At 63.5% G+C, this 23,667-nt stretch carries 27 protein-coding genes; 14 read left to right on the top strand and 13 right to left on the bottom strand.

The features are described from left to right. Window positions 1-176: 176 nt before the first annotated feature. On the top strand, window positions 177-767 hold the full coding sequence (locus NP945_RS29070; RefSeq protein ID WP_256748238.1) for a hypothetical protein: 591 nt from the start codon (window positions 177-179) through the stop codon (window positions 765-767). Window positions 768-784: 17 nt separating this feature from the next. Here NP945_RS29070 and NP945_RS29065 read toward each other — a convergent pair whose 3' ends face one another. Then, on the bottom strand, window positions 785-1,888 hold the full coding sequence (locus NP945_RS29065) for an FAD-binding oxidoreductase (RefSeq protein ID WP_127269906.1): 1,104 nt from the start codon (window positions 1,886-1,888) through the stop codon (window positions 785-787). Between the two features lie 103 nt (window positions 1,889-1,991). On the opposite strand from NP945_RS29065, the gene NP945_RS29060 reads away from it, so the two are divergent. Further along, window positions 1,992-3,242, top strand: coding sequence for a cytochrome P450 (locus tag NP945_RS29060; protein ID WP_256748237.1), 1,251 nt, complete (start codon window positions 1,992-1,994; stop codon window positions 3,240-3,242). 64 nt (window positions 3,243-3,306) lie between these two features. Beyond that, the gene (locus tag NP945_RS29055) at window positions 3,307-4,023 is read left to right on the top strand and encodes a transporter substrate-binding domain-containing protein (protein ID WP_256748236.1); all 717 of its coding nucleotides are present in this window, start codon (window positions 3,307-3,309) and stop codon (window positions 4,021-4,023) included. 91 nt (window positions 4,024-4,114) lie between these two features. Here the strand turns inward: NP945_RS29055 and NP945_RS29050 are convergent, their stop codons facing one another. The 7 genes from NP945_RS29050 to NP945_RS29020 all read right to left on the bottom strand — a co-directional run bounded on the left by NP945_RS29050 (window position 4,115) and on the right by NP945_RS29020 (window position 9,277). Continuing rightward, entirely contained in the window at window positions 4,115-4,465 is a 351-nt protein-coding gene (locus NP945_RS29050) for a cupin domain-containing protein (protein WP_256748235.1), read from the bottom strand. Window positions 4,466-4,471: 6 nt separating this feature from the next. Continuing rightward, a complete protein-coding gene (locus tag NP945_RS29045; protein ID WP_256748234.1) occupies window positions 4,472-5,752 on the bottom strand; it encodes an O-acetylhomoserine aminocarboxypropyltransferase in 1,281 nt (426 codons plus the stop codon). 225 nt (window positions 5,753-5,977) lie between these two features. After that, the gene (locus NP945_RS29040; RefSeq protein ID WP_127269926.1) at window positions 5,978-6,499 is read right to left on the bottom strand and encodes a CoA-binding protein; all 522 of its coding nucleotides are present in this window, start codon (window positions 6,497-6,499) and stop codon (window positions 5,978-5,980) included. Beyond that, window positions 6,486-7,250 carry a GNAT family N-acetyltransferase gene (locus NP945_RS32060; RefSeq protein ID WP_256748233.1) on the bottom strand — a complete coding sequence of 255 codons (765 nt, stop codon included), beginning with the start codon at window positions 7,248-7,250 and terminating at the stop codon, window positions 6,486-6,488. Before NP945_RS32060 ends, NP945_RS29040 begins: the two co-directional genes overlap by 14 nt. After that, entirely contained in the window at window positions 7,247-8,023 is a 777-nt protein-coding gene (locus tag NP945_RS29030) for an AAA family ATPase (RefSeq protein WP_256748232.1), read from the bottom strand. The genes NP945_RS32060 and NP945_RS29030 overlap by 4 nt, the downstream gene beginning before the upstream one ends. Then, window positions 8,023-8,445: a VOC family protein gene (locus NP945_RS29025; protein WP_127322812.1), complete on the bottom strand. Its 423-nt coding sequence runs from the start codon at window positions 8,443-8,445 to the stop codon at window positions 8,023-8,025. Before NP945_RS29025 ends, NP945_RS29030 begins: the two co-directional genes overlap by 1 nt. Window positions 8,446-8,455: 10 nt before the next feature. Next, window positions 8,456-9,277, bottom strand: coding sequence for an enoyl-CoA hydratase (locus NP945_RS29020; RefSeq protein ID WP_256748231.1), 822 nt, complete (start codon window positions 9,275-9,277; stop codon window positions 8,456-8,458). A gap of 150 nt (window positions 9,278-9,427) precedes the next feature. On the opposite strand from NP945_RS29020, the gene NP945_RS29015 reads away from it, so the two are divergent. The 4 genes from NP945_RS29015 (at window position 9,428) to rpsI (ending at window position 11,339) form a co-directional block, all read left to right on the top strand. After that, window positions 9,428-9,874, top strand: a complete 447-nt coding sequence (locus tag NP945_RS29015; protein ID WP_128308861.1) for a PaaI family thioesterase — start codon at window positions 9,428-9,430, stop codon at window positions 9,872-9,874. Window positions 9,875-9,903: 29 nt separating this feature from the next. Next, complete coding sequence (locus NP945_RS29010) at window positions 9,904-10,137, top strand: type II toxin-antitoxin system HicB family antitoxin (protein ID WP_256748230.1); 234 nt, start codon at window positions 9,904-9,906, stop codon at window positions 10,135-10,137. A 253-nt stretch (window positions 10,138-10,390) separates the two neighbouring features. After that, window positions 10,391-10,855, top strand: a complete 465-nt coding sequence (gene rplM / locus NP945_RS29005) for a 50S ribosomal protein L13 (RefSeq protein WP_013532205.1) — start codon at window positions 10,391-10,393, stop codon at window positions 10,853-10,855. Between the two features lies 1 nt (window position 10,856). Beyond that, window positions 10,857-11,339, top strand: coding sequence for a 30S ribosomal protein S9 (gene rpsI / locus NP945_RS29000; RefSeq protein ID WP_023810272.1), 483 nt, complete (start codon window positions 10,857-10,859; stop codon window positions 11,337-11,339). A gap of 194 nt (window positions 11,340-11,533) precedes the next feature. On the opposite strand, the gene NP945_RS28995 is transcribed toward rpsI, so the two are convergent. After that, window positions 11,534-12,433, bottom strand: coding sequence for a LysR family transcriptional regulator (locus NP945_RS28995; RefSeq protein ID WP_256748229.1), 900 nt, complete (start codon window positions 12,431-12,433; stop codon window positions 11,534-11,536). A gap of 91 nt (window positions 12,434-12,524) precedes the next feature. On the opposite strand from NP945_RS28995, the gene NP945_RS28990 reads away from it, so the two are divergent. After that, window positions 12,525-13,412: an aldo/keto reductase family oxidoreductase gene (locus NP945_RS28990; RefSeq protein WP_256748228.1), complete on the top strand. Its 888-nt coding sequence runs from the start codon at window positions 12,525-12,527 to the stop codon at window positions 13,410-13,412. A 178-nt stretch (window positions 13,413-13,590) separates the two neighbouring features. Here NP945_RS28990 and NP945_RS28985 read toward each other — a convergent pair whose 3' ends face one another. Both NP945_RS28985 and NP945_RS28980 read right to left on the bottom strand, forming a co-directional pair. Next, window positions 13,591-14,649, bottom strand: a complete 1,059-nt coding sequence (locus NP945_RS28985; protein WP_256748227.1) for a glycerophosphodiester phosphodiesterase family protein — start codon at window positions 14,647-14,649, stop codon at window positions 13,591-13,593. Window positions 14,650-14,746: 97 nt separating this feature from the next. After that, window positions 14,747-15,955 carry an acyltransferase gene (locus tag NP945_RS28980; protein ID WP_256748226.1) on the bottom strand — a complete coding sequence of 403 codons (1,209 nt, stop codon included), beginning with the start codon at window positions 15,953-15,955 and terminating at the stop codon, window positions 14,747-14,749. A 123-nt stretch (window positions 15,956-16,078) separates the two neighbouring features. On the opposite strand from NP945_RS28980, the gene speB reads away from it, so the two are divergent. From speB to NP945_RS28965, 3 genes are read left to right on the top strand one after another with little or no spacing between them, the layout of a single operon-like run. Beyond that, a complete protein-coding gene (gene speB / locus NP945_RS28975) occupies window positions 16,079-17,086 on the top strand; it encodes an agmatinase (protein WP_023810267.1) in 1,008 nt (335 codons plus the stop codon). Between the two features lie 30 nt (window positions 17,087-17,116). Next, on the top strand, window positions 17,117-18,043 hold the full coding sequence (argC, locus tag NP945_RS28970; RefSeq protein WP_127329685.1) for an N-acetyl-gamma-glutamyl-phosphate reductase: 927 nt from the start codon (window positions 17,117-17,119) through the stop codon (window positions 18,041-18,043). Then, entirely contained in the window at window positions 18,040-18,882 is an 843-nt protein-coding gene (locus tag NP945_RS28965; protein WP_256748277.1) for an aminoglycoside phosphotransferase family protein, read from the top strand. Before argC ends, NP945_RS28965 begins: the two co-directional genes overlap by 4 nt. Before the next feature lie 26 nt (window positions 18,883-18,908). Here the strand turns inward: NP945_RS28965 and NP945_RS28960 are convergent, their stop codons facing one another. Further along, window positions 18,909-20,000 carry a COX15/CtaA family protein gene (locus tag NP945_RS28960; RefSeq protein ID WP_256748225.1) on the bottom strand — a complete coding sequence of 364 codons (1,092 nt, stop codon included), beginning with the start codon at window positions 19,998-20,000 and terminating at the stop codon, window positions 18,909-18,911. A gap of 198 nt (window positions 20,001-20,198) precedes the next feature. Here NP945_RS28960 and NP945_RS28955 point away from each other — a divergent pair, with 198 nt between their 5' ends. Further along, window positions 20,199-20,414 (top strand): DUF2842 domain-containing protein, encoded by a 216-nt coding sequence (locus NP945_RS28955; RefSeq protein ID WP_023810263.1) that lies wholly within the window; start codon window positions 20,199-20,201, stop codon window positions 20,412-20,414. Window positions 20,415-20,429: 15 nt separating this feature from the next. On the opposite strand, the gene NP945_RS28950 is transcribed toward NP945_RS28955, so the two are convergent. Beyond that, window positions 20,430-21,488 carry a polysaccharide deacetylase family protein gene (locus NP945_RS28950; RefSeq protein WP_256748224.1) on the bottom strand — a complete coding sequence of 353 codons (1,059 nt, stop codon included), beginning with the start codon at window positions 21,486-21,488 and terminating at the stop codon, window positions 20,430-20,432. 91 nt (window positions 21,489-21,579) lie between these two features. Here NP945_RS28950 and NP945_RS28945 point away from each other — a divergent pair, with 91 nt between their 5' ends. Next, a complete protein-coding gene (locus NP945_RS28945; RefSeq protein ID WP_256748223.1) occupies window positions 21,580-22,803 on the top strand; it encodes a GNAT family N-acetyltransferase in 1,224 nt (407 codons plus the stop codon). A gap of 4 nt (window positions 22,804-22,807) precedes the next feature. Continuing rightward, window positions 22,808-23,644, top strand: a complete 837-nt coding sequence (locus tag NP945_RS28940) for a GNAT family N-acetyltransferase (RefSeq protein WP_127267068.1) — start codon at window positions 22,808-22,810, stop codon at window positions 23,642-23,644. Window positions 23,645-23,667: the final 23 nt, after the last annotated feature.

Genomic DNA, 23,667 nt, shown 5'->3' with positions numbered 1-23,667 from the left:
AAGGATTCGGGCCGGCGGATGCTTCCGCGGGTCCGGAGCCGCATGGCCGGCCGCGCAAGGTAGCAGTTTCTTAACCGCGTCACTTAACGAAATGCGCCGAAACCGCTTTTTTCCGAGACGGCTTCCTCTACAATTCAACGTTGAACTTATGCGTAGAGTTCAACAGGGGAAGTGTCATGCCCGGGAAAACCGCATGCTTCACCATCGCCGGCCTGACCATGCTCGGCACGATTTCGCAGACGGCGGCCGGCGGCCGCGCCGTCGAATGTTATGAGCCGGTCCGCAGTCCGGCCGTCTACGACACGGTCTATGAAGACGTGATGATCAGTCCGCCCGGTCAGCAGGTCGACTATATCGCCCCCATCTATGGCACGCGCGAGCGCGTCGTGATGACCGTTCCGGCGCAAGTGACCTACCAGATCGTGCCGGCCGTCACCCGCACCGTCTACCGCACGGTCCGGATCGATGGCGGCGGCTATTCCTGGGAATGGCGCGTCATCCATGGCCGCAAGGTGCTGTGCAAGGTCTGGCACAAGGCGCGCTACGAACGTGTTGCCAAAACCGTGGTGATCCGGCCCGAACGCACGCGGCGCGTGGTCATCCCCGCACAATACGACAGGATCGCCCAGGAGGTGCTGGTGCGGCCGGAGCAAAGGCGCATCATCGATGTTCCCGCCTCCTACCAGACCGTCGCGCGTCGTGTGCTGGTTCGCGAGGGTTCATCGGGCTGGCGGCGGGTGCATATTCCCAGGCATTGCCAGAATTAGGTCACCCCCGGCGGCGCTCAGGCGACCTCCGCCCGCAGCCATGCCTTCAAGCCGGCAATATCCCCATCGCCGACAGCAGCGGCAACGCGCCTGCCGACCGCCGCGCCGAACTTGTAGCCGTGACCGGAGCATGCCGAGACAACAAGGCATTTGCCCTTTTCATGCGCCATGAATTTTTCGTCTGATGTGAAAGTGTAGGCGCAGGTGACGACCTCGGTCACACGATAGTCCTCGATGCGGTCGATCGGCGGCGAAAACAGGTTGCGGATCGCCTCGCCCTCCCCCGCCACCGGCTGACGGTTCCAATCGGCGTCGCTGGTCGGCACCCTGTGCCGCCCGGACCCGAATTTCATGCCGGCGCCGCCGGAGGGCGGGATCACATAGCCGTCGATCGCGCCGCCGACATCGAGGACGACCGGTGCCGCCTGCCAGGCCGCCTCGAGATCGGCGGGCGGTTCGACATAGGCAAGTGCGGTTCGATAGGTCTTCAGCTCGCCGTCCAGCTCCGGAAACAGTTTCAGCACCCAGGCGCCGGCGGCGACAACGATGCGGTCGGCCTGCATGGTCTCACCGCTTTCGAGCACGATGTGGCCGGCTTCGGCGTCGACTTCGACGACCTTGCTATTTTCGTAGACATTGGCGCCGTTGGCGCGCAGCCACTTTGCCAGGCCGGACGCGATCTTGCGGCAATGCAGGGCGCCGCCTTCGGTTGAGAAATAGGCGTAGCGGAACGACCCGGCTTCCAGGAACGGCCAGCGCTTCACGGCTGCATCCGGCTCCAGCAATTCGAACGGAAAATTGCCTTCTTCCAGGCCCTCGCGATATTCCTCGGCCTCGTCGCCCGGCTCGCGCGAAATGCAGACAAATCCTCTGGGATCGAGGTGGCTTTCGCCGAGATCGGCCCACATCTCGTCCCAGGCCTGGTAGGCTTCGGTGATCAGCCGGCCATAGCCGGTCCCCGCGCGGTAGGCGCGGCGGATGATGCGATGATGGTCGCCCGACGCGGCCATCGGGTTTGGGATCGGCCCTTGCTCGACGATCGAAACGCTGTGGCCGGCCTTGACCAGCGACCACGCCGTCGAGAGACCGGCAATACCCGCGCCGACAACGATCACCTTCATCAAATCAGACTTTCCGCAGCCGGTCGGCTGGCTCAACGTATTGGATTGCGGGCGCCAACATACGGTCTGGAACCAGGCTGGCAAGCCGCGCTATTGGTCTGGCATGAGCAAATTGACGCTTCCCGCCCTGGCCTTTGATCCAACCACTCGACATCTGCGGCTTGACCCGCACGAGCCGGCTTTTTTCCAAAACCCTTATGATGCCTATGCTTTCCTGCACGGCGTATCGAATGCATTCTTCTGGGAAGAATTCGGCTTCTGGTGCTTTGGCGGTTTCGACGACGTCAACCGGCTGCTGCGCGATCGCCGCTTCGGCCGCCAGAACCCGGCCGGCATTCCAGACAGCCGCGGCATTGGACAGGATCGCAGCCATCTCAGGGCCTTCGACGGCGTCGAAGCCAATTCGATGCTGGAACTGGAGCCGCCGGTGCACACGCGGCTGAGAACACTGGTCAACCGGGCCTTCGTCTCGCGCCAGGTCGAACGGCTGCGGCCGCGTGTCGAGGCTTTGGCCAACGAGTTGATCGACCGTTTCGAACCAGGCAAGACGGTCGACCTGTTGCCTGCTTTCGCGGCGCCCTTGCCGATCACCATCATTGCCGAAATGCTCGGCGTCCCGGTCGAAATGGGGCCGCAACTGCTCGACTGGTCGCACCAGATGGTCGCCATGTACATGCATGGCCGCACACGCGCGATCGAGGAGACGGCCAACCGCGCCGCCCGCGAATTTGCGGATTTCCTCCGTGGCTACGTCACCGAGCGACGCCGAGATCCCGGCGACGACCTGTTGTCGCTGCTGATCTCGGCGCAGGAGGACGGTGAGAGGCTGTCGGAGGACGAGATGGTGTCCTCGGCGATCCTGCTGCTCAATGCCGGCCATGAAGCGACCGTGCATCAGACCGGCAATGCCGTCCGCTCGATCCTTTTGCAAGGCGGCGATGTCAGCCGCTTCTTCGGTTCGCCCGAGGCGACCGCGGCAACGGTCGAGGAATGCCTGCGCTTCGACGCGCCGCTGCACATGTTCGCGCGCTATGCCTATCAGGAGATCGAGGTCGCGCCCGGCATCGTCGTGCAGCCGGGCCAGACGATCGGGCTGCTGCTGGGCATGGCCAATCATGACCCACGCGCCTTCGCCGATCCCCTCGCCTTCCGGCCCGACCGTGCCGACCAGAAGAACGTCTCCTTCGGCGCCGGTATCCATTTCTGCATCGGCGCGCCGCTCGCCCGGCTCGAATTGCAGGTGTCGCTGAAAACCTTGTTCGAACGGCATCCGAAGCTGCATCTTGCCGAAGAGGCGCGCTTCCGCGACACTTACCACTTCCATGGGCTGGAAACGCTCGCCGTCGGCCTCTGACGGCCACAAGCCGGGGCTACCTCAGACTGTCCCGGGGAAATAGGATGGCGCCGGCTTGCCTGACATGACTGAATTGAAATTCGCCTTCCTGGAAGAGCCGCCATTCTGCTTTGCAGGTGCATTGGGCGAGGTCTCAGGCTGTGACGTCGAGCTTGCGCGCAGGCTCGGTGACATGCTCGGATTGGCGAGCTTTAAGCCGATCGAAACCGAATTCGCTGAACTGCTGCCGGGATTGGTCGAGGGCCGTTGGACCATGACGACCGGCCTGTTCGTCTCCGAAGAGCGCAGGCAGCTTGTCGACTTTACACGGCCGATCTGGGCGCTGCAGGACGGGTTGCTGGTCGCGAAACACAATCCGCGTGGCTTTCGCGGCTACCAATCCATTGCCGAGGACCGGACAGCGTTGATTGGTGTCATGACCGATCAGGTTCAGCATCTTACGGCGTTGCACAACGGAATCGCATCCGAGCAGGTCAGGACGTTTGCAACGCAGGCGGATGCGGCGGACGCAGTGGCCAGCGGCGCGGTGCACGCCTACGCCAGCGTTGCGATGGCGCACCGAGGCTATCTGACCCGGCGGCCCGATATGCCGCTTGGGCTCGTCGAGGTTCCCCCGATTGAAAAGCAGCCGGCGGCCGGTGCCTTCGCGATCGCCAAAGGCAATTCAGCCCTGCTCCGGCGCATCGATGCTTGCCTCGATGAATTGGTGGGCAGCGACTGGCACCGGCGGATGATGGCGCGTTACGGATTCTCGGACAGCGATATCGATCGCATCGTCTGATCAGCGTCGATGCCTAAAACGCGACGCGCTTTAGGCCCTTGTTTCTATGCATGTCGTTCTCCCAAAACCGGGCCACTTTGGGCGACATGCATCAGAGCTTGATCACATACTCCTTGCGAGTCGTTTCAAGCACTTCCCAGCTGCCTTTGAAGCCGGGCCTGAGCACGAAGCTGTCGCCGGCCTTGACGGTGCGTGCCTGCCCGCCGTCTTCCGCGATCACCGACAGGCCGGACAGGATGTGGCAGAACTCCCATTCGTCATAGACGATGCGCCATTTGCCCGGGGTCGATTCCCAGATGCCGGCGTAAAGGCCGCCGTCGCGCTCCTCGACATTCCAGGTGCGGAATTTGGGATCGCCCGAGATCAGCCGATCCGGCGTCGGCGCGCCCTGTTCGGCGTCGACAGTGTCGACGCCGATGGCAAGGAATTTTGACTCGCTCATGATCGGTCAGACCTTGGCTAGCGCCTGTTCGAGGTCGGCGACGATGTCGTTGACGTCCTCGATGCCGATGGAAAGCCGCACCGTGTCCGGTCCTGCGCCGGCCTTGACCTTCTGCTCGTCGGAAAGCTGGCGGTGCGTGGTTGAAGCCGGGTGGATGACCAGCGACTTGGTGTCGCCGACATTGGCCAGGTGCGAGAACAGGTCGAGCGCCTCGACAAATTTCACGCCGGCGTCATAGCCGCCCTTGAGAGCGAAGGTGAACACGGCACCGGCGCCCTGCGGCGAGTATTTCTTCTGCAGCGCATTGTTCTTGTCAGTCGGCAGGCCTGGATAGTTCACCGACGCGACCTTGGGATGGTTGGACAGCCAGGCGGCAACGGTGACGGCATTGTCGCAATGGCGCTGCATGCGCAGCGGCAGGGTTTCCAGGCCGGTCAAGATGAGGAAGGCGTTGAACGGCGAGATCGCCGGGCCGAGATCGCGCAGGCCGAGCACGCGCGCGGCAATGGCGAAGGCGAAATTGCCGAAGGTTTCGTGCAGGACAAGACCGCCATATTCGGGGCGCGGTTCCGACAGCATCGGGTATTTGCCCGACTTCGACCAGTCGAAGGTGCCGCCGTCGACGATGGCGCCACCGATCGAATTGCCGTGGCCGCCGATGAACTTGGTCAGCGAATGGACGACGATGTCGGCGCCATGCTCGATCGGCCGGATCAGGTAGGGCGAAGCCAGCGTGTTGTCGACGATCAGCGGCAGGCCATGCTTGCGCGCGATGTCGCCAATCTTCTCGATGTCGACGAAAGTGCCGCCCGGATTGGCCAGGCTTTCGATGAAGATCGCCTTGGTCCTGTCGTCGATCTGGCTCTCGAAGGTCGAGATGTCGTTGGTGTCGGCCCAGCGCACCTCCCAGCCATAATTCTTGAAGGCATGGCCGAACTGGTTGATCGAACCGCCATAAAGCTTGTTGGCGGCAACGAAATTGTCGCCCGGCTGCATCAGATTGTGGAACACGATCACCTGCGCGGCGTGGCCGGAAGCGACCGCGAGTGCCGCCGTGCCACCTTCGAGGGCCGCCATGCGCTCTTCCAGCACCGCCTGCGTCGGATTCATGATGCGGGTGTAGATGTTGCCGAAGGCCTTCAGCCCGAACAGCGACGCGGCATGGTCGGCATCGTCGAAGACGAAGGAGGTCGTCTGGTAGATCGGCGTGGCACGCGCGCCGGTCGCCGGATCGGGCTTGGCACCGGCATGGACGGCGAGCGTGTTGAAACCTGGCGTGCGGGTCACTGAAAACCTCCCTTTTGAAACTCTTGAAATCGCCGGGCATTCTTGGCGAAGCATGAGCGCGAATGCAAAGAAGAAAATGCCCTTCGGCGAACGATCTGCGGCCGAGGCCCGAGAAAATGCACTGGTCTAAGGAATAATTTTGCGCCCAAGGCGCATTGCGCATCAGGCCTTGCTTTTGGTGCACGTCGTTATCCCAAAACCGCCGCGCACTTTTAGCGACGTGTCCTACTTCTGGCGCACGCCAAAACTCTGGAATCCCGACCGCATCAGCGGCTTCTTCGACGACAGCACACCGGAATTGACGCCGGTCCAGCCGATCTCGCCGGACAGCTTGCCGTATTCGATCTTGGGGCAGCGGTTCATCACCACCTTGATGCCGGCGGCCTCGGCGCGCGCGGCGGCCTCGTCATGGCGAACGCCAAGCTGCATCCAGATGACTTTCGGCAAGGGATCGAGCCGCAACGCCTCGTCGACGATGCCGGGCACCGCCGCCGGCGCGCGAAAGACATCGACCATGTCGATCGGCTCGGGAATATCGGCGAGCCTCGCATAGGTCATCCGGCCGAGGATCTCCTTGCCGGCCTGGCCAGGATTGATCGGAAACACCGAAAATCCCTTGGCCAGCAGATATTTCAGCACGAAATAGCTTGGCCGCACATCGTTGGCGGACGCGCCGACCATGGCGATGGTCTTCACCGAATTGAGGATGCCGGCGATGTAGGTGTTGTCGTAGCTATCGTGGTTCATGCGGCTTCCTGCGGTAGTGGTATCGGTAAAGTTCACGGCTGAACCCAAGCGAGGCATAGAGAGCGCGAGCCGGCGTGTTGTCGACCACCACCTGCAAGCATGCGGCGTGAACCCCTGCCCGCCGCGCCCAGCCGATGAGGCCGCCGACAGTCTTGCGGCCCAGACCTTGCTGCCTGAAACGGCCATCGGTTTCAACCGATTCCACCACAAGCAGGCCATTGCGGATGACGCCATAGGCCAAGGCGGCAATTTCGCTGTCGCGTTCACAGGATACGAACGCCCGGTCGCCGACGATCAGCCCGGTCATCTCGCGAAAGATGCGGCACTCGGCGTCGTCAAAGGTCCCCATGCGGAACCGCGCCGCGAGCCAGTCCTCGCCCGGCACTTTCGAAACGGTGACCTGCTCATCGCGGACTTCAGCCAGGTCGCCGATCCCGGCATGGAGATGGATCGTACCGCCTTCCGGCTGGTATCCGCGATGGTCGAGTATGGCTTCGAGCTCGCCGGCGATGTCGGGAACCCGAAACAAGGGCGTCTGGCCGTGGCCGATGTAGAAGGACTCGGCGGCGCCGATGACAGCATCCGGCGCGCCACGCTGGCCGCGCAAGGGATTGGCCGAATTGGTGCGCCGGATCCGTCCGCCGGAGCGCCGCAGGAGCCAGCCATCAAAGACCGCCCCGGTCGCCGCCGGCCAGCCTTCGCGGCATGCCTGCTCGACGCGCCAGTTGAGATCATCGTCGCCGGCGCTCACGCGTCATCCTCCCGCAGCGCTTCCTCCATGAACGCCTGCGGATCGGTACAGAAGTCGCGCATCATGCGAAAATGATCGGTATCGCTGAAATCGGTCGGGTCGAGCCCGAAGCGGCTGATGCGGAACAGCCGCGCGCCGGGACAAGCCATCAGCAGCGGCGAATGCGTCGCCATGATCACTTGCGCGGTGCCCGACTGGTCCATGCGCCGCAGCATCTTGAGCAGCTCGATCTGTCGCGTCGGCGACAGTGCGCTCTCGGGTTCGTCGAGGATGTAGATGCCTTGCCTGCGGCAGCGCTCCTCGAAAAATCGGATAAAGCCCTCGCCATGCGACCAGGACAGGAAGTCCGGCGGCGCCCCGCCAGACTCCAGCGCTGCCTGATCGAGATAGCGGGCCACGGAGTAGAAGGATTCGGCGCGAAAGAACCAGCCGGCGGTGACTTTCGGCAGCCAGTGACCACGGAATGCGTTGGCCAACGCAGCACCACTCTTGTCGATAGCGCTGGAATGGTCGACTGGCATATATCCCTTGCCGCCGCCGGCTTCGTCATAGCCGGCCAGTGCGCCGATCGCCTCGAGCAGCGTCGATTTGCCGGTGCCGTTCTCGCCGACAATGATGGTGATCGGCGTGGCGAATTCGAGTTCGAACTCATGGCCGCGAAACAGCGGCAGGTTCCAGGGATATTTCTCCCAGTCCGCCACGCGCTCGGCGTCGAGCAGGATGCGCTTCAGATAGGGAGCCTTTAGCCGCGTCAGCTGCTTGCGATGGGCCATCAGCCAGGTAGCGAAATCGTGCCGTCTTCCGCGATCGGAAAGGCAGGATTGTGCGCCACTTCCCAGACATGCCCGTCGGCGTCGGCGAAATAGCCGTACCAGCCGCCCCAAAAGGCCCGGCCGGCCGGCTTGACGATGCGGCCGCCGGCTTTTTCCGCCCTGGCGAGCACGTCGTCGACTTCGGCGTCGGAACGGGTGTTGTAGGCGAGGTAGACCGCCGATGGCGCCGCGGCGAAGGCGATGCCGGAATCCTCTTCTGCGCTGGCGCGCGGGAACAGGCCGAGGATGACGCCGCCCATCTGGAAGAAGGCGACCCCATCGGTGATGCCGGCATGCCGCTTCAAGCCCATCTCTTCGTAGAAGCGCACGGCGCGGTCGAGATCATCGGTAGCAATGGTGATGATGGAGATGCGCGGTTCCATGACGTTCTCCTTACTCGTCCTTCCATTCCGGCTTGCGCTTGCCGATGAAGGCGCCGATGCCCTCCTCCGCGTCGCGCGCAAGCATGTTCTCGACCATGATCCGGCCGGTATAGGCATAGGCGTCCGCGAGGCCCATTTCAGCCTGGGCGTAAAAGGCTTCCTTGCCGGTCTTGACCACCAAAGATGATTTGGAAGCAATGGTTTGCGCGTATTTGGTGACGATCTGATTCAGGTATTCGCGCGGCACGACGCGGTTGACCAGGCCGAACTCCTTGGCGGTCGCCGCATCGATCGTCTCTCCGGTCAGCAGCATCTCCATGGCATGCTTGCGCGAAACGTTGCGCGACAGCGCCACCATCGGCGTCGAGCAAAACAGCCCGATATTGACGCCCGGCGTGCAGAAGGTCGCCTCATGCGAAGCGATCGCCAGATCGCAGCTGGCGACCAGTTGCAGCCCGGCGGCGGTGGCAAGGCCGTCAACCTCGGCGATCACAGGCACGGGATGGCGCACGATGGCCTGCATCAGCGTCGCACAAGCGGCAAACGTCTCTGCGAAGAAGGCCTTGCCATGATCGGCGTCAGTGCGGTGCGCCGTCATTTCCTTGAGATCATGGCCGGCGCAGAACACCTTGCCGGCCGCCGACAAAACGATGCCGCGAACGGCCTTGTCGGCCTTGGCGCGCTCGAGTTCGGCCGTCAGCGCCGCCATCACCGCCAGCGACAGCGCGTTGGCGGGCGGATTGGCGAGCGTCAGGCGCAGCACGCCCTTGTCCAGTTGTGCAACAACCGGCCCTTCAACGGCGGCAGGCTTGATGGCAAGGATTTCGGCCATGGATAAGGTCTCCGCGATTCCGCCTGGGGCTGCCAGAGTATCTAATACCGGATCAGGTTTCGTCCAACACCGATCGCTTGCGCCATGGGACGAAGGTTGTCAGAAATGCCGCGCCGCGCCCATACAGGTCGGCCAAAACGAGAGACCGACATGCCCGCCCAAACCAATTTGAAGCCGGTTCTGACCGCGCAACAAGTCAATGCGCTGATGGAGACCGTCTATCCGCAGCTCAACGAGCAGTTCAAATATTTCGAGGCGATCGACGTGTTCCCCGGCGGCTGCACCGTGCGGCTCAACGCCGGCGAGCGGCACTTGCGTCCGGGCGGCACGGTGTCCGGCCCTTCGCTGTTCACGCTGGCCGACATTGGCGGCTACGTCTGTGTGCTCAGCCATGCCGGGCCGGATGCGCTTTCCGTTACCGTCAACCTCGACATCAATTTCGTGCGCAAGGCAGAGGCCGGACCGATCGACGGCCACTGCCGCATCCTGAAGCTGGGGAAGAGCCTGATGGTGTTCGACATCGATATCGTTGCCGGCCCGGACGGGCACACGGTGGCGCACGCCACCGGCACCTATTCGATCCCGCCGAAGCGGTAAGGAAACCGCAATGAAGAACTATTTTCGCCTTGGTCGACAAAGATCCCGACAGCGCATTCGGTATCCGCTTTCCAGACATTCCCGGCTGCTTTTCGGCTGCGGACGGGGCGGAAGACATCGTACCGAATGCAGTTAAAGCATCGCAATTGTGGGCGGAAGATATGCCCCTTCCCGAGCCGTCCGGCCGCGAAGCGATTGCCGCACTCCCCGACGTACGGACAGCGCTCGCCGAAGGTAGCTATTTGGTCTTGGTTCCGGACTGAGCTGGTCAGCGGCGCGCAAGATCAGTGTGGTAAAATAATACCTTTCACTTAAAGTATTGTTTTCAATGATCTTTGCTCGCCGTCCGCTTTCTCGCGCGCCTTGACGGGATCACCACCCTCGCCTATAAGCCCTCACGAAGCAGCGGCCCGCAAAGGCCGCCGTTTTGTTATTGGCGGCGGGCAGCGTCCTTCCGACAATCCAAGCAACAAGAAACGCCTTCTCTTATGAAGGTCAGAACCGAGAGCAGAAAACATGACAACCTTTTCGCAGAAGCCTGCGGATGTGGTGAAGAAGTGGATCCTGATCGACGCCGAAGGTCTCGTCGTCGGTCGTCTGGCCACTGTCATCGCCAATCATCTTCGCGGCAAGCACAAGCCGACCTTCACCCCGCATGTCGACGACGGCGACAACGTCATTGTCATCAATGCCGACAAGGTGGTGTTCACCGGCAAGAAGTTCACCGACAAGGTCTATTACTGGCACACCGGCCACCCAGGCGGCATCAAGGAGCGCACCGCGCGCCAGCTGCTCGAGGGTCGTTTCCCCGAGCGTGTCGTCGAGAAGGCCGTTGAGCGCATGGTCCCACGTGGCCCGCTCGGTCGTCGCCAGATGAAGAACCTGCGCGTCTATGCAGGTGCCGAGCATCCGCATGTCGCACAGCAGCCCGTCGTGCTCGACGTGGCCAAGCTGAACGCCAAGAACAAGAAGGTCGCATAAGATGGCTGAGCTTTCCTCGCTCGCAGAACTGGGCGCCGCCACCGGCAACACCAATACCCAGCCGGCAGCCCCCGTCCACGTCCAGAAGCTCGACAAGTCGGGCCGCGCCTATGCCACCGGCAAGCGCAAGAACGCCATTGCGCGCGTCTGGGTGAAGCCGGGTTCCGGCAAGATCATCGTCAACGACAAGGAATTCGCGACCTATTTCGCGCGTCCGGTCCTGCAGATGATCCTCAACCAGCCGATCATCGCCTCCAACCGCGCCGGCCAGTACGACATCGTCGCGACCGTTGTCGGCGGCGGTCTCTCCGGCCAGGCTGGCGCCGTGCGTCACGGCATCTCCAAGGCGCTGACCTATTACGAGCCGACGCTGCGCGCCGTGCTCAAGAAGGGCGGCTTCCTGACCCGCGACAGCCGCGTCGTCGAGCGCAAGAAGTACGGCAAGGCGAAAGCCCGTCGTTCGTTCCAGTTCTCGAAGCGCTAAGCACTTCGCAGCTTCAGACAATCGAAAAGGCCGCCTCCCGGGCGGCCTTTTTGTTTGCGGCTCGGCAGTCACCCCACCCGCGCCTGCGCGACCTCCCCATTAAGGGGAGGTAGAAGAGCGCGACGCCCTACCTCCCCTCGATGGGGAGGTCGGCGCGTAGCGCCGGTTGGGGTGAAGGCGCCGGCATAAACAGGTCAGGCCTTGCCGCCCTTGATATAGTCGATGAACGCCCGCAGCGGGGCCGGCACCAGCCGCCGGCCGGGATAATAGAGGAACGGTCCGGGAAAACTCGGCCACCACGGTTCGAGAATGGGCTCAAGCGCGCCGCTTTCGAAGTGGGGGCGAAGCCAGCCCTCGAAGAGGCCGATGATGCCGGTGCCGGCGATGGCCGCATCGACGGCAAGATCGGTCGCGCCGCCGATCCGCACGATCAGCGGCCCTGTCGGATCGACCCGCACCACCTCACCGTCGCGCTCGAACTCCCAAGGCAGCATCGCACCGCTGGCAAAGCGCCCGCGCACGCAAGAGTGGCCAAGCAGGTCGCTCGGGTGTTGCGGCCGCCCATGACGAGCAAGATAGGCAGGGCTGGCAGCGGTGGCGAAGCGCTGCACGCGCGGTCCGATCGGCACCGCGATCATGTCCTGCTCCAGCCGCTCGTCATAGCGGATGCCGGCGTCACACCCGGCCGCCAGCACATCGACAAAGTTCTCATCGGCGATCACTTCCAGACGGATGCCGGGATAGGCGGCGAGGAAACCCGGCACGATATCGGGCAAGATCAACCGCGCGGCGCTGACCGGCACATTGAGACGCAGCGAGCCCGCCGGCCTGTCGCGAAAGCCGTTCACCACGTCCAGCGCCGCCTCCACCTCCGACAGCGCCGGGCCGAGCCGCTCCAGAAGGCTAAGGCCCGCCTCGGTGGGTACAACGCTGCGCGTCGTGCGATTGAACAACCTGACACCGAGCTGCACTTCCAGGCGACGCACCGCCTCACTCAAGCCGGAGGCGCTGCCGCCGCTCGCACGCGCGCCATCGCGAAAACCGCCGGCGCGCGCCACCGCCACGAAGGCGTTCAGGTCACTGAGGTCCATCATTGTTCGCCATTCCGCACGGCCTGTGTGGATTGTACCGGATTATCACGAGGTTGGGCAGCGCCTATCTCTGCCTCCTCAAAGGAGATCAATCATGTCCAATATCCAACAATCCGGCACCTTCGCCCCCGCCACCTTCAAGCTTGGCAGTCATACCGTGAAGCGGCTCGGATACGGTGCCATGCAGCTCGCCGGGCCCGGCGTGTTCGGGCCGCCCAAGGACCATGACGCGGCACTGGCCGTGCTGCGCGAGGCGATTGCGCAGGGGATCGACCATATCGATACCAGCGACTTCTACGGCCCGCACGTCACCAACCGGCTGATCCGCGAAGCACTGGCACCCTACCCCGACGATCTCGTCATCGTCACCAAGATCGGCGCGCGGCGGGGGCCCGATGGCTCCTGGCTGCCGGCTTTCTCTCCCGAGGCGCTGACCCAGGCGGTGCACGACAATCTAAGCAATCTTGGGCTCGATGTGCTCGACGTCGTCAACCTGCGCATCATGTTCGATACCCATGGCCCCGCCGAGGGATCGATCGAAGCGCCACTCACCGTCCTGGCCGGGCTTCAGCAAAAAGGTTTGGTCAGGCATATCGGGCTGAGCAACGTGACGCCGGCGCAGATCGCCGAAGGGCGCCGTATCGCCGAGATCGTCTGCGTGCAGAATCAGTACAATCTTGCGCATCGCGGCGACGACGCCCTGATCGACGACCTTGCCCGCAACGGCATTGCCTATGTGCCGTTCTTCCCGCTCGGCGGCTTCAACCCGCTGCAATCCTCCACCCTGTCGGACGTCGCAACGCGCCTCGGCGCCACGCCAATGCAGATTGCGCTCGCCTGGCTGCTGCGCCGCGCGCCCAACATCTTGCTGATTCCCGGCACATCGTCGGTCGGACATTTGCGGGAAAACCTCGCTGCTGCCGAACTGGAGCTTTCGGATGATGTGCTTCAGGAGTTGGATGGGATGGCGATAGCGGCTTGAAGCTAGCCAATCTCCCCCCTTGAGGGGGAGATGTCGCCAAAGGCGACAGAGGGGGTCGGCACGACCGGGCGCGACCTCCTGCGGCAGATGAAGGTTGGCGCTCTGTGCGCGGCGACCCCCTCTGGCCTGCCGGCCATCTCCCCCTCAAGGGGGGAGATCGCTGTTCCAGCGGCGAGCCTCAATTGATACTCGCCGTATTCGCCGGCTCAACCGGCCGCTCCCCATCTGTATAAGGCACGCGAAAACCATTCGCCGTCAGCCATACGATGGCTGCCTTCGGCTCGTCCGTCTGGATGATTGTGGCGCCGCGATCGGCCCAAAAACCCCAGACTTCGCGCGGCAGGCTGGCCTGCACCGCCAGTTCGTCGCCGCGGCCGCCAGCGAGGAAGCCGCCCGGCTTGCCAGCGATGGCGTAGGTGTCGGCCCAGATATGCCAGTTGCCCCTGACCGCGGCCGCGCGCATGCGCGTGCTGAACAACGGCCCGCCGGTCTCGGTCAGCGTCTCGGCGCCTGCCCGCCAGTTGATCAGCTCGATTGCGCGCGGCGAAAAGGCATGGCCGACCGTCCGGGCGAAGCCGGCATCACGCACCGCATCATCGGCGATGATCGGCATGAACTCGAAGCCGTCGCCGATGGCGGCCATTGCGGCCTTGACCATGGTGATCCTGTCCTGGTTCCACAAATTCTCCTTGACGATGACCTGCTCGGCCATGCCGAGATCGCGAGCCACCGCGATCATGCCCGAGAGGTCGCCGACGTCGAGCTTGTTGTCGAGGTTGATGAGGATCCTGTCCCTGGTCGCCATCAGCATCTCGCGCAGCGTCGAGACTGTTTCACCCGTCACCGCACCGGTGCCTTCGACCACCAGCCTGCAGGTCTTCAGTTCGGCCAGGGTGTATTTGACCACCTCGCCCTTGCAGGTGGTGGTGCGGTCGAGCCAGCTGTCATGCATGACGACGAACTCACCGTCCTTCGAGCGCCTGATATCGACCTCGACGATTTCTGCGCCCATGGCGATCGACCCCTCCACGGCGGCAATCGAATTTTCCGCGTAGAGCGTCTTGCCCGCCTGCATGCTGCCGGCGCGATGCGCGACCACCATGATGTGGTCGCGCCACTGGTTGGCGTGCTCGAAGCGATCAAGAATCTGCCTGGCGCGGGTCTCGCCGGCCAATGACTGGCCAGAAAAGGCCGCAAGTGCCGAGGAAAACAGAAGGCTCAGCCAGATGGTCCGCATCGAGAATCGCTCCTTGCCGGATCCAGATCGGCATAGGCGACCCTCGTGACATCCAGGTGAACGAAGCCGGCTAGCGGTTGTTCGCGGGGAGTGCGCGTCAGATGCGTTTCGAGAGCCGGCGGAACCACGCCATGGCCGGCATCTCGACAAAACGCCAGGTGATCCAGGAGGCGGCAATGGTGGCCGCGAGCATGACGACGATCGCCAATGCTCCGGTCCAGCCGGCGCCGAAGCCGGTGGCAGGCTGGCCGCGCAGCATGAAATCGCCCATCAGGCCGAGGCCGAGCTTGCGCTCGACAAGCCCGGCGACGTTGATCATGCGCGCCTGGACGAAGATGTGCACCATGTAGATGGAGTAAGACAGCGCGCCGAGCGTCAACATGAACGGGGTTCTCAGCAAGGCACTGATCCAGCCGCCCTCATGGGCGAACAGGAACAGCGCCAGCGCGAACACCAGGGGTGCCGCGATGCCGAAATCATTGCCGCCCGCCAGCGAGACGAAAAGCACGATGACGGTCACCATGACGATTTCGGCAAGGGTCCAGTCCATCCGCGGGCCGCTCCTCACGAGGGCCTGTCGCGCCCCTGCAATGGAATCATGCTGAAACCAGGCCAGCAAGGCGCCGAGCGAGAAGCCGTACAGGCAGCGGATGAAGCCGAAATCGAAGGACACATCCATATGATGAGTCGAGAAGCCGAGCAGGAACAACGGCGCGGTGACCGCGGCAGCGACGAACCATATCCAGGCGCGCGCGCCGGCGACGAAGACCACGCCGGCAAACAAGAGATAGGCGAAGAACTCGGCCGAAATGCTCCAGCTTGGCGCATTCCAGGTCAATTGATCCTCGAAACCGACACCCTGGAGCAGAACAAGATTGGCAAGCAGGCTGCCGAGGTCGAAGCCTCCGCTGAAGGGGGCAGCCCCGGTGCCGTGCAATTGCGGCAGCATCAGCCGCAGCAACTCGAAGCCGGCGAAGGCGGCAAGCATGAGCAGATGCAGCGGGTAGATGCGGCCGAAACGGACCAGTGCGAAGCGCGCGACCTGTTCCGGCTGGTTCAGCCGATCGCCGTAGCTGCTGGCGATGACGAAACCGGAAAGGACGAAGAAGAAATCGACGAACAGGTAGGACGAACCGATGAAGGCGCTTTGCGAAATCGTCGAAGCGGTCGGAAAGTGAAACAGCGCCACCAGAAGCGCGCAGATGCCGCGCCACGAATCGAGCACCAGGAAGCGTTCGCCGGCGACCGTGCCGGTGCGGGCCGACGCCACGACACGGGTGGGGTTGAGAAACGCGGTCTGCGTCATGATGATACAATCCTGTCTTGCCGTGGCACTCGGGCAGCGCCATTCCGTCTCGCCAAGCTGTGACTGGCATCTTCCGTGCCGGTTCTGTAGTTGTTGCACCCCGATGAAAAACGAGGATCCGTAATGGCGAACAACAACATCGACAACGCCTTCACCGCCCGTTCCAAAACGGGCGCCGCGTTCGAGCCGACCTATTCCGGCGCGCTGTCGTTCATGCGCCGCAAATACACAAAAGACGTGAAGGGCGCGGACGCGGTGGTGTGGGGTATTCCCTTCGATGCCGCCGTCACCAACCGGCCGGGCGCCCGCTTCGGGCCGCAGGCGATCCGCCGCGCCTCGGCGATCCTCGATAACGACCCGCAATATCCGTTCTCACGCGATTTGTTCGAGCATCTGGCGGTGGTCGACTATGGCGATTGCCTGCTCGATTCGGGCAATCACCAGAAGACACCCGGCACGATCGAACGTGAAGCGGCCAAGATCCTGAAGTCCGGCGCCTTCCTGCTGACGCTCGGCGGCGATCATTTCGTCACCTGGCCGCTGCTCAAGGCGCATGCCGCCATCCATGGTCCGCTCGCCTTGGTGCAGTTCGACGCCCATCAGGACACCTGGCCGGACGACGGCAAGCGCATCGACCACGGATCCTTCGTCGGCCGTGCCGTCAAGGAAGGCATCATCGACCCCGACCGCTCGATCCAGATCGGCATCCGCACCCATGCACCCGACACGTTCGGCATCAAGATCCTCCATGGCCATGAAATCGAGGAGATGCGGGCGTCCGATATCGCCTACGCCATCGTCGACCGCACCGGCGGCAAGAAGACCTACCTCACCTTCGACATCGACTGCCTCGATCCGGCCTACGCGCCTGGCACAGGCACGCCAGTTGCCGGCGGGCCGTCCTCGGCGAAGATCCTGTCGACGCTGCGCCAACTCAACCAGATCGATATTGTCGGTGCCGACGTCGTAGAGGTTGCGCCGGCCTATGATCACGCCGATATAACGGCGATCGCCGGCTCGATGGTGGCCATGCAATATCTCGGCCTGCTGGCTGAGCGAAAGGCCCGGCTTGAAGAGTTGAACAACGGCAACCACAATGGTGCCGCAGTGATTCAAGGTCAGGGCATATAATCTTGAAATATCAGGGAATTTGATCAACCCATGAAACCGAAAATCTTCATCGACGGCGAACACGGCACCACCGGCCTGCAGATCAGGGCGCTGCTTGCCGAGCGCAGTGATCTGGAGATCATTTCCATCCCGACCGAACGCCGCAAGGAAACCGCGGCGCGCGCCGAGTTTCTCAACGCCGCCGATGTCGCGATCCTGTGCCTGCCTGACGACGCGGCGAAGGAAAGCGTCTCGCTGATCGCCAACGACACCACCAAGGTCATCGATGCGTCGACCGCGCATCGCGTGGCGGAAGGCTGGGCGTATGGTTTCGCCGAGATGGACAAGGACCAGGCAAAGGCGATCGCCTCGGCAAAACGCGTCGCCAACCCAGGCTGCTGGCCGCAGGGACCGATCGCCACGCTACGGCCGCTGGTCACGTCAGGCCTGCTGCCGGCGGATTTCCCGATCACCGTCAACGGCATTTCGGGCTATTCGGGCGGCGGACGGCCGATGATCGAGGACTATGTCGCCAAGGGCGAGGAAGCCTCGGAATTCCTGCCCTACGGCCTCACGCTTCAGCACAAGCACGTGCCGGAATTGAGGGCCTATGCCAGGCTGTCGCATGATCCGATCATGCAGCCGGCGGTCGGCAATTTCGCGCAAGGCATGATCACCGTCGTGCCGTTGCAGCTTGGCGGCCTCGACCATGTGCCGACCGGTGCGGAGCTGCATGCGGCGATTGCCGACCATTTCGCCGCCATCAAGGGCGGCGTGGTCGAAGTGGCGCCCTATGCGCATTCGGAGCGCATGCCGGAGATCAATCCCGAGGTCTACAACGGCACCAACCGGATGAAGGTCTATGTCTTTGCCAATGACAAACGGGCGCAGGCCCTGCTGCTGGCGGTCTATGACAATCTCGGCAAGGGTGCCTCCGGTGCCGCCGTGCAGAACATGGACCTGATGCTCGGCCTCTGATGGACACGCCAGCCTTTCCGGCGCGCTGGAAAGTCAGCGCGCCCGAACTCATTGCCGAGACCTTTTCGAGCCGCATCTGGAAGGTTTTGCGCGAAGACGGCTCGCCGGCGATCGTCAAGGCGCTCAAGCCTTTCGACGATGTCGCCGACGAGTTGCGCGGCGAGCATTATCTCGCCTGGCGGCGCGGCGAAGGCGCGGTGCGCCTGCTCGGCCGCGACGGCCACAGCATGCTGCTGGAATATGCCGGTGAAACGCTGCTTCAGCAAGTTCTCGACGAACAGGGCGACTTTGTAGCGACCGTAATCGCGGCCGAGGTGATGGCGAAGCTGTTGTCACAGGGGAAAGACCCCTTCCCGCCCGAACTTCAGCCGCTGAGGGAACGGTTCGCCAGCCTGTTCAACAAGGCAAATGCCGATCGCGACGCCGGCCATGAGAGCCTCTATGTCGAGGCCGCCACTATTGCCGACCGGCTGCTGGCCGATCCGCACGATATCAGGCCCCTGCATGGCGATCTGCATCACGAGAATATCCTGCACGGACCGCGCGGCTGGCTGGCTATCGATCCGAAGGGCGTTCTCGGCGACCCCGGCTTCGACGCCGCGAACATGCTCTACAACCCGCTCGGCCGGGACGATCTGTGCCTCGACCCTGAGCGGATCGCAGATATGGCCGGGATTTTTGCCAACACTCTGGGCCAGACACCGGCCGCTATCCTCGATCATGCCATTGCCTATGGGTGCCTGTCGGCATCCTGGCACCATGAAGACGACAATGCTGTCGAGGAGAGCCGCGAATTGTCGATCGCCGAGGCGATCCGGGCGGTGCGGGCAGGCTTCTGATCCGGACCCGGTAGACCAGCTCGGGATCAGCCCCTGAGCGCTATTCCCGCCGGCAAGGGATAAGCACCCTTGGTGCCGCGCCAATGGGCGGCTGCAAACCCCAGGACGATGAGCGCAAATCCCTGATGGGTCAGCGCCAAATGCAGCGGCACATGCATCAGCAGCGTGCCGATGCCGATCGAAGCTTGGACCAGCACCAGTAGAAACAGCAGCGTCGCGCGCCGCGCATGCGTTGTTTCAGGCAGCCGCCGGCGCGTGGCGATCATGTGCCACAAGGCCACGGCGAAAACCGTGTAGGCGCCGAGCCGATGGATGAACTGCACCGTCTTCGGACTCTCGAAGAAGTTGCGCCACGCCGGCTCGAGGATCAGCAGATCGCCAGGGATGATCTTGCCGTCCATCAACGGCCAGGTGTTGTAGCTCAGGCCCGCATCGAGCCCGGCGACCAGGCCGCCGAGATAGATCTGGATCAGCGCCAGCAGCACGATGGACCCGGCCAGCCTCTGCGTCGACCGATCGGCGGCGGGTTCGGAATGCGGCGCCAGTCCGCGCGCGACCACCATGGTGGCGGTGAAGATCAGCGCGGCGAGTGTCAGGTGGGTGGCCAGCCGGTATTGGCTGACGGAGACGCGGTCGACCAGGCCGGAGGCCACCATCCACCAGCCGATGGCGCCTTGCAGGCCGCCAAGCAGCAGAATGCCCACCAGCTTCGCTCCCAGGCCGCGTTCGATGCGGCGCGTCGCCCAGAAGAACAGCAGCGGCAGGGCAAAGACCAGGCCGACGCTGCGCGCCAGGATGCGGTGCGCCCATTCCCACCAGAAGATCGACTTGAACGCCTCGATGCTCATGCCCTTGTTGAGCTCGGCATATTGCGGGATCTGCTGATAGAGCTGGAATTCCTCTTGCCACTCGGCCTCGTTGAGCGGCGGGATCACGCCATGGATCGGCTTCCACTGCGTAATCGACAGGCCGGAATCGGTGAGCCTTGTGGCGCCGCCGACCAGCACCAGCGCAAACAGCACCAGAAGCACCACATAGAGCCAGCCGCGCAGCAGCGCCCGGTGATGCAGGTCGCGGTCGCGGGCGACGTATGGCGCGGCAGCTGATATGGCAGCCATGATCTTGTCCCGGCAGGTTGATTTGGCGGATTGGTGGACCATCGCACCCGTGCTGGCAAGACCATACGGCGCGGCACGCCGTCGCGCCGCGTCTCACAGGTTGCACAGTCTCGCCTCAAGGCCTATGCGAGGCCAATACCCTTTGAGCCTGCCAGGCCGCCTGTGCGAATTCCGGCATGCTCGATCAGGAGACCAACCATGCCCCTGCGCCTGAAAAAGCTGATCGGAATGTTTCTGCTGGTGGCGCTGGTCATCGTCTATGCGCTGGTCGCATCGATCTTCGCGGTCGCCCGGCTCTCGGAGTCGGGTCCGTGGGTGCATTTCCTGTTCTTCCTGCTCAGCGGCCTGCTCTGGGTGCTGCCGGCGATGGGCATCATCAAATGGCTGATGCTGGAGCCGAGGGCCAAGCGCTAGGCGAAACCGCCAGCGTCAGATGGTGACGACCATCTTGCCGGCGTTGGCGAGCGGCGTCGTCACGCCCGACAGCATGGTGCGGATGTGGGCGAGGCTCTGGTAGCGGCCGTTGACGGAAATGCGCGGCAAGGCGTGCAGGAACCCGGCATGCTCGGCGCGCAGCACGCCGTGGCGCGTCGTCACGGCGGAGGTATAGCCTGCGTCGCGGGCAAAGCCCACTTCGCGGCAGCCGACAGCGCTGGCATAGCCATAGGGATAAGCGAAATGGCGGGGCATTTCGCCCAGTTCGGCCTGCAACATGGCGCGCACGGCGCCAACCTCGTGCCGGGCATCGGCTTCGGAGAGCCGCTTCAGATTGCTGTGGTTGATCGTATGGGCGCCGATCGTCACCAGCGGATGCGCGGCGATGCGACGGATTTCATCCCAGCTCATCAATGTGCGCAAGCGTGGGCCGTCGGCGTCGATGCCGTTTGCGCGAGCCAGGTCACGCAACACGGCCTGCAGGTCCTCCTCGCGGATTTCCGAGGTGAGATAGGCGTGCAGGCGTGCATTGGCTTGCAGCTTCTTCGCGGGGGTCGAGCAATCGATCGTCAGCGGACCCTTCGGCCGCGTCAGCGTCATGGTATCACGCGCGTTGACGATGTCCTCGACCACATCCCACCACAGGTCGGCGGTGCCGTTGATCAGCCCGGGCGCGACATAGATGGTGATTGGCGCGCCATGCTTCTCCAGCACCGGCAGCGCCTCTGTCATGTTGTCGCGATAGGCGTCGTCGGCGGTGATCGTGGCAAACTGACCGCCCTTGCCGCCTGCTTTGATGCGCTCAACGGCTTCGTCCATGGAAACAAAGGCATAGCCATGCGCCTTCATGTCCGCGATCATGGCGTCAAGGAAGCCGGGCGCGATATTCAGATGCCGGTTGACGCTGTCGGGCCGTTCCGGCGTCGCGGTAACACGGTGCAGCATCAGGATGGCGCCAATGCCACCGATGAACGGCTTGGCCAGCGGTGCAAGGCCGGTATAGCGGGCGACGTTCAGCGCCAGTTTCCGGATTGCCTCCCCGCCGTCGATCATTCATTCACCTTTTGCGCCTAGGCTGATCCAAGCACGGAATGCGCCTATGCGAACCCCCAAATCGCGATCAATACGTCCTAAGGATTGAGGTATGGTTGACGCAACCGCGTCATTTGACGGCAATCGGCTTGCGGCCACCGAGGCATCGTCGCGCGCCTTGCCACGGGACCATGCCGGCCTGTCGATTTCAGTGGCGTCCACGGACGGACTCGCGGCCTATGCCGAGTTCTGCCGCTCGGCCCTGTTTGGGCCGGCGCAGAGTGCTGCCTGGGTCCAGAACTGGGCGACCGAGACACGACCGGACCTGCTCGTCGCGACGCTGAGTGCCGAGGGCAAACCGGTTTTCTCGCTGGCGCTGGAGGTTGCCGCCAGGGGGCCGTTCCGGATCGCCCGCTTCATGGGTGGGCGCCACGCCAACGGCAACTTCGTCGCCGCGGACCCGAACTGGCTGGCCAAAGCGGATATACCGGCCCTCCGATCGGTGCTGGCGGCCATCGCCAAGGCACGCCCGGACATCGATCTGGTCGCGCTCGAGCGGTTGCTGCCCGATCTCGACGGCGTCGCCAATCCGCTCGCATCGCTTGAGCATTTTTCCAGCCCCAACCTGTCGCTGGCCGTCGATCTCGCCGGCGGCTTCGATGCGCTGCTTTCCCGCGCCAGCGGCAAACGCAAACGCAAGAAGCACCGGTCGCAGATCCGGAAATTCGAGGCCGTAGGCAGCTATCGGCGCATCGGGGCCCGCACCCCCGACGAGGTGGGCAGGCTGCTCGACGCCTTCTTCGAGATGAAGGAACTCCGCTTCCGCAAGATGGGCATCGCCAATGTTTTTGGCGACGCACAGGTACGCGGCTTCTTCCGCGCGCTGTTCATGCAGGCGCTTGCCGAGGACAGGCCTTCCTTCGTGCTGCACGGGCTCGAGGTTGCCGGCAAGCTGCGCGCGATCACCGGTTCAAGCCGCTTGGGCAAACGCCTGATCTGCGAATTCGGAGCGATCGCCGAGGACGATCTCGGGCACGCCAGCCCTGGCGACTTCCTGTTCTTCGACAACATCCAGGAAGCCTGCGAGACCGGTTTCGAGGTCTATGACTTTTCCGTCGGAGATGAGCCTTACAAGCGGCTGTGGTGCGATATCGAAACGCGGCATTTCGAAGTGCTGGTCCCCTTGACCGTGAAGGGCCGCATGCTGGCGCTGACGCTTCGGCAAGGCGCGCGGCTGAAAGCCTTCGTCAAGAACAGCCCGACGATCTGGAAGCTGACCAAAGTGCTGCGCCGCAAAGCCGCCGGCCAGCCAGCGCCCGCGGAAGAAGATAGCTAACGCCATGAAGCCGATCATCCGCACACTGTCCCTGCAGGAACTGGCGCTTCTCGTCGACTGGGCGGCCGCGGAAGGCTGGAACCCAGGTCATGAAGACCCGGCGATGTTCCAGGCCGCGGACCCCGAAGGCTTCATCGGCGCCTTTGTCGGCGACGACATGGTCGCGGCAATTTCGGCCGTGGCCTATGGAAGCGAATTCGGTTTCATCGGCCTCTACATCTGCCGGCCTGACATGCGCGGCATGAGCTACGGCAAGGCCGTGTGGGACGCCGGCATGAAAAGGCTCTCGGGCCGGACTGTCGGCCTCGACGGCGTCGCCGAGCAGCAGGCCAATTACCGGCGCAAGGGCTTCGCGCCGGCCTATGAGACCATCCGCTTCACCGGGCGCATGGCAGGCCAGCCGGTCAGGGCCGATGGGTTGCGGATGATTACGACGCAGCTCCTGTCCGGCATCGTCGCCTATGACGCCCATTGCTTTCCGGCGCCCCGAGGCACCTTTCTGAAGCGATGGCTGCAGGAGCCGCATCATGGGCTGGCGGCGATCGGTTCGCGCGGCGTGACCGGTTTTGGCGTGGCGCGCCGCTGTCGATCCGGCTTCAAGATCGGCCCGCTGTTTGCCGACGACACGGAGATCGCTTTGCAACTCCTGGAGGGGCTGGCCGGTGCCTGCGAGGGCGGCGAGCTGCACATCGACGTCCCCGCCGATAACGCCGGCTTCATAACTGCGCTCGATGCGGCCGGCTTTGCGCCGACCTTCACCACCACGCGCATGTACAAGGGGCCTGCCCCGGAATTGGACCTGCGAAGGGTGTTCGGCGTAACGACGCTTGAACTGGGATAGATCGGGCGAACCGCAGAACGGCC

It is taken from the genome of Mesorhizobium sp. LMG17149 (genome assembly GCF_024518695.1).
Classification (GTDB): Bacteria; Pseudomonadota; Alphaproteobacteria; order Rhizobiales; family Rhizobiaceae; genus Mesorhizobium.
Note: the sequence above shows the minus strand (reverse complement) of the source record. Positions and strands in the feature narration are given on the sequence as shown.

Coding starts and splice junctions, on each gene's coding strand:
- rpsI (WP_023810272.1), top strand. CDS start 10,857: ATGGCTGAGCTTTCCTCGCTCGCAGAACTGGGCGCCGCCACCGGCAAC.
- NP945_RS29060 (WP_256748237.1), top strand. CDS start 1,992: ATGAGCAAATTGACGCTTCCCGCCCTGGCCTTTGATCCAACCACTCGA.
- NP945_RS29040 (WP_127269926.1), bottom strand. CDS start 6,499: ATGAACCACGATAGCTACGACAACACCTACATCGCCGGCATCCTCAAT.
- NP945_RS29070 (WP_256748238.1), top strand. CDS start 177: ATGCCCGGGAAAACCGCATGCTTCACCATCGCCGGCCTGACCATGCTC.
- argC (WP_127329685.1), top strand. CDS start 17,117: ATGAAACCGAAAATCTTCATCGACGGCGAACACGGCACCACCGGCCTG.
- NP945_RS29055 (WP_256748236.1), top strand. CDS start 3,307: ATGACTGAATTGAAATTCGCCTTCCTGGAAGAGCCGCCATTCTGCTTT.
- NP945_RS28995 (WP_256748229.1), bottom strand. CDS start 12,433: ATGATGGACCTCAGTGACCTGAACGCCTTCGTGGCGGTGGCGCGCGCC.
- NP945_RS28940 (WP_127267068.1), top strand. CDS start 22,808: ATGAAGCCGATCATCCGCACACTGTCCCTGCAGGAACTGGCGCTTCTC.
- NP945_RS29015 (WP_128308861.1), top strand. CDS start 9,428: ATGCCCGCCCAAACCAATTTGAAGCCGGTTCTGACCGCGCAACAAGTC.
- NP945_RS28950 (WP_256748224.1), bottom strand. CDS start 21,488: ATGATCGACGGCGGGGAGGCAATCCGGAAACTGGCGCTGAACGTCGCC.
- rplM (WP_013532205.1), top strand. CDS start 10,391: ATGACAACCTTTTCGCAGAAGCCTGCGGATGTGGTGAAGAAGTGGATC.
- NP945_RS28960 (WP_256748225.1), bottom strand. CDS start 20,000: ATGGCTGCCATATCAGCTGCCGCGCCATACGTCGCCCGCGACCGCGAC.
- NP945_RS28945 (WP_256748223.1), top strand. CDS start 21,580: ATGGTTGACGCAACCGCGTCATTTGACGGCAATCGGCTTGCGGCCACC.
- NP945_RS29050 (WP_256748235.1), bottom strand. CDS start 4,465: ATGAGCGAGTCAAAATTCCTTGCCATCGGCGTCGACACTGTCGACGCC.
- NP945_RS29030 (WP_256748232.1), bottom strand. CDS start 8,023: ATGGCCCATCGCAAGCAGCTGACGCGGCTAAAGGCTCCCTATCTGAAG.
- NP945_RS28980 (WP_256748226.1), bottom strand. CDS start 15,955: ATGACGCAGACCGCGTTTCTCAACCCCACCCGTGTCGTGGCGTCGGCC.
- NP945_RS28990 (WP_256748228.1), top strand. CDS start 12,525: ATGTCCAATATCCAACAATCCGGCACCTTCGCCCCCGCCACCTTCAAG.
- NP945_RS29020 (WP_256748231.1), bottom strand. CDS start 9,277: ATGGCCGAAATCCTTGCCATCAAGCCTGCCGCCGTTGAAGGGCCGGTT.
- NP945_RS29065 (WP_127269906.1), bottom strand. CDS start 1,888: ATGAAGGTGATCGTTGTCGGCGCGGGTATTGCCGGTCTCTCGACGGCG.
- NP945_RS28985 (WP_256748227.1), bottom strand. CDS start 14,649: ATGCGGACCATCTGGCTGAGCCTTCTGTTTTCCTCGGCACTTGCGGCC.
- NP945_RS29025 (WP_127322812.1), bottom strand. CDS start 8,445: ATGGAACCGCGCATCTCCATCATCACCATTGCTACCGATGATCTCGAC.
- NP945_RS28955 (WP_023810263.1), top strand. CDS start 20,199: ATGCCCCTGCGCCTGAAAAAGCTGATCGGAATGTTTCTGCTGGTGGCG.
- speB (WP_023810267.1), top strand. CDS start 16,079: ATGGCGAACAACAACATCGACAACGCCTTCACCGCCCGTTCCAAAACG.